The organism is Pseudomonas sp. R62 (assembly GCF_000257605.1).
In the GTDB taxonomy this organism is placed as follows: Bacteria; Pseudomonadota; Gammaproteobacteria; order Pseudomonadales; family Pseudomonadaceae; genus Aquipseudomonas; species Aquipseudomonas atacamensis.
Window position 1 is genome coordinate 1,481,050 of record NZ_JH635998.1, and the last position, 3,516, is coordinate 1,484,565.

General features: G+C 60.4%; 4 protein-coding genes. 3 read left to right on the forward strand and 1 reads right to left on the reverse strand.

Going from position 1 to position 3,516, the window contains the following annotated elements; all coding sequences use genetic code 11:
- A partial coding sequence (locus OQK_RS07950; protein WP_038860728.1) for an AsmA family protein occupies nt 1-1,063 on the reverse strand: 1,063 nt, incomplete at its 3' end.
- A 384-nt stretch (nt 1,064-1,447) separates the two neighbouring features.
- Between OQK_RS07950 and OQK_RS07955 the strand changes: the two genes are divergently transcribed.
- From OQK_RS07955 to ureE, 3 genes are all read left to right on the forward strand, one after another.
- Nucleotides 1,448-1,870, forward strand: a complete 423-nt coding sequence (locus tag OQK_RS07955) for a hypothetical protein (RefSeq protein ID WP_016771905.1) — start codon at nt 1,448-1,450, stop codon at nt 1,868-1,870.
- Nucleotides 1,871-2,024: 154 nt separating this feature from the next.
- Nucleotides 2,025-2,657 carry a TetR family transcriptional regulator gene (locus tag OQK_RS07960; RefSeq protein ID WP_016771906.1) on the forward strand — a complete coding sequence of 211 codons (633 nt, stop codon included), beginning with the start codon at nt 2,025-2,027 and terminating at the stop codon, nt 2,655-2,657.
- A gap of 299 nt (nt 2,658-2,956) precedes the next feature.
- Entirely contained in the window at nt 2,957-3,457 is a 501-nt protein-coding gene (ureE, locus tag OQK_RS07965; RefSeq protein WP_016771908.1) for an urease accessory protein UreE, read from the forward strand.
- Nucleotides 3,458-3,516 lie beyond the last annotated feature (59 nt).

Genomic DNA, 3,516 nt, shown 5'->3' on the forward strand with positions numbered 1-3,516 from the left:
CGCTGAGTTTTGGCCGTGGCTGGCTGGCCACGTAGGTCAGGTCGCCGTGGATGTCGCTGTCGCCGATCTTGCCGTTGAATTTCTCATAAGTGAATTTCGCCCCGGCCTCGTCATGCAGCTTGGCGATCAGGTGGCCGTCGGTGGAATACGGTGGGGTGTCCGGCAGCGTCACGCCGGTCAGTGGGTAGAGATTGCCGAGACTGTCGCCAGCGAGTTTCAAGCGCAGGTCGAGGGCGCCGAGATTCAGCGGGTCAGTCAGGGTACCGGCCAGTTCGATACGGGTATCGCCGATCTTCGCCTGGGCCTGCAACGGGAACGGCTTGCTCGCGTCCTGCAAGGCCAGCAACCCGCCGATCTTGCCCTGCCCGGTGAGGTTCTGCGCGTGGTATTGGCCTTTGACCTTGAGTGCAAAGGCATAGTCCTGCGGTGCGCCGCCCTTGTCCTGAGCGGTTTTCGCCGCTTTGTCGCCGACAATCTCGCTGAAGGGAATCGGCTTGCCGAGCGGGTCGATCAGCACATCGAGGTTGGTCTTCAGGGTCTGGTCGTCAAGGGTCACGTGGCCCTTGTCGAAGCCGATCGCGCCGATATCGACCACCCAGCTCGACGGCTCGGCGTTCGGGTCCTTGGGATCGAATTTGAACGTCCAATTGGCGCGGCCATCGGCCAGACGTTGCAGCTCGGCATTCGGCTCGGTCAGGTCGATGCGCGGAATCACCACGCGCTGGGCCAGCAGGGCCAGCGGCGAAATGCGCAGTTCGACGCGTTTGAGCGTGACCATCTGCGGCTGCTTCGACCAGTCCGGGTTGCCCAGGCTCAGATCCTCGGCGACCACGTGCGGCCACGGCACCCAAGAGCGCCAGCCGCCTTCTTCCGGCTCGCGCTGCCAGATCACTGCGAGGTTGCCATTGATGGCAAACGCCCGGTGCAGTTCTTCCGAAACTTTGGCGTTGATCGTGGGTTTGATCCGGTTCCAGTCGAAAAACACGATGATCAGAATCAAGGCTGCCAGCAGCAGCGCGAGGATGGCGAAGGTCCAGCTGAAGATTTTTCCAGTGCGCGTCATGCACAAAGCTCCTGATCACGACCGCACGCCGAACATCCCGACGCACAGCTGAAACGGCAGACCGAAGCGGCCCCTATGCAGTCTGTGACTGGCGAAAGGCCCGCAGGTTTAATTGAAAGGCAGTTTAAGCCATAAAAAGCTTGGCAAAACTGACCGATCGGTCGAGCAGTGTTACCGCCACCCGCACTTTTGCGAGGCACGAGTGAGTCGAAAATACCCACGACGGTGCAAAACCGGCGCCCGCAAAGGCGCGATCTAGAGCCTTCGCGCCGAACAATCAATTCTGTTGATTATTACCATTGCGTTTATGAACTTTTATATCGACTTATCGAGAGTAGCATTGCCCTCGTACCCACTTTATCGCCCTCCCAAGGAGCCACTATCATGAAACGCCAATTACTGCTCAGCCTTACCCTGTCGATGCTAGCCAGCACTGCTTTCGCCCTGCCCGCTGCCGATCAGGCCACTCCGCAAGTCAAAGACAGCCACTCGGTGTTCAGCCAGACTCTCGCTGAAGACGGCTACGACAAAACCCCACAAGGCCAGACTCTGGCTGAAGACGGCTATGACAAAACCCCACAAGGTCAGACTCTGGCTGAAAACGGTCGCAACCGCCTCCAAGAAAAAGGTCTGGTTGAAGATGGCTATGACAAGACGCCACAAGGCCAGGCTGTAGCCGAAAACGGCCGCAATCGTCTCGAAGAAAAAGGTCTGGTGGAAGACGGCTACGACAAGACTCCACAAGGTCAAGCCCTCGCCGAAGGTGGTGGTGACCGTGTGATCGAACGCAACAGCGCCGTGAGCTGAGCCTATGACGGCCCAGCGAAAAAGCCCAATCAGCGGATTGGGCTTTTGACTTTTCAGCTTCTGTGAATCCCTCGCTGCATGACTCCCCGTTCGACGCCGACAAAGCCGATTTGCTAGAGTGCGGCGCTTGTCCTGCCGAAGAACACACCCTGCGATGCTGCCCCGCGCCGAACAGAAACAACAGACCCGCAACGCCCTGATGGACGCTGCCCGCCACCTGATGGAAAGCGGCCGAGGATTCGGCAGCCTGAGCCTGCGCGAAGTGAGCAAGACCGCCGGCATCGTGCCCACCGGTTTCTACCGGCACTTCGCCGATATGGACGAGTTGGGGCTGGTGCTGGTCAGTGAAGTCGGCCAGACCTTCCGCGAGACCATCCGCCTGGTGCGGCACAATGAATTCGTCATGGGCGGCATCATCGACGCTTCGGTGCGCATCTTCCTTGATGTGGTCAACGCCAACCGCTCGCAATTCCTGTTTCTCGCCCGCGAACAATACGGCGGCTCGCTGCCGGTACGTCAGGCAATCGGACGCCTGCGGGAGAACATCAGCGCCGACCTCGCGGCGGACCTGGCGCTGATGCCCAAGCTGCAACATCTGGATCTGGCCGGCCTCAGCGTGATGGCCGACCTGATCGTCAAATCGGTGTTCGCCACCCTCCCAGACATCATCGACCCACCCGCCGAGGCCTTGCCGGAGCACCTGACCCCGCAGGCGAAGATCACCCAGCAACTGCGCTTCATCTTCATCGGCCTCAAGCACTGGCAAGGGCTGGGCAGTACCGAGTAATCCCTTCTCTATCTGACACAGCGCAAAGCCCCCGTGGGAGCGAGCCTGCTCGCGAAAGCGCTGGGTCAGCTGAATACATCTGTCTGACACGGCGCATTCGCGAGCAGGCTCGCTCCCACATTGAACATCCGTCATGGCCTCGCTTTGGTGCATGACAAATCCTTCATGCACCAAAACCTTCCAGAATCGCCGCGCCTGTTGAAAGATCAGGCACGCGCCGACAGCTATTTCCTACAGATCGCCCGATTGGCGCGGCGCTTGCTCTAGCCCAATCAACGTTCATTGCTGGAAGCTTTCCGATGCTGGTGATTCATCGCAGAATCGACCCTCAACCCGTCTGGGCCGCCGAGCTGCACCTGACCTTCGAAGCGCGCAGCAAAAGCCGTTTGCGCTGTTTCAGTGCCGAAGGCGAAGACGTCGGGTTGTTTTTGGAGCGCGGCCAGCCACCGCTGTATGACGGCGAATGTCTGCAGGCCGAAGACGGCCGTGTCGTGCGCGTCTGCGCCCGTCCCGAACAACTGCTCCACGTCACGTGCGCCAATGCGTTCGAACTGACGCGCGCGGCCTATCACCTCGGCAACCGCCATGTCGCCCTGCAAGTCGGCGATGGCTGGCTGCGCCTGCTCGACGATTACGTGCTCAAAGCGATGCTCGAACAGCTCGGCGCCCGGGTCGAGGCTATCGAAGCGCCGTTCCAGCCGGAACACGGCGCTTACGGCGGCGGCCATCATCATTCCCGCCACGGTGACGAAGACTTCAACTACGCGCCAAAACTTCACCAGTTCGGCGTGCGCCTGTGAATCCGGCCTGGGCGCTGCTGCGTCTGGCCAGTCCGCAATTGCCGATTGGCGGCTACAGC

Excerpts from the sequence above, each read along its gene's own strand:
- OQK_RS07955 (WP_016771905.1), top strand. The coding sequence starts at position 1,448 with ATGAAACGCCAATTACTGCTCAGCCTTACCCTGTCGATGCTAGCCAGC.
- OQK_RS07960 (WP_016771906.1), top strand. The coding sequence starts at position 2,025 with ATGCTGCCCCGCGCCGAACAGAAACAACAGACCCGCAACGCCCTGATG.
- ureE (WP_016771908.1), top strand. The coding sequence starts at position 2,957 with ATGCTGGTGATTCATCGCAGAATCGACCCTCAACCCGTCTGGGCCGCC.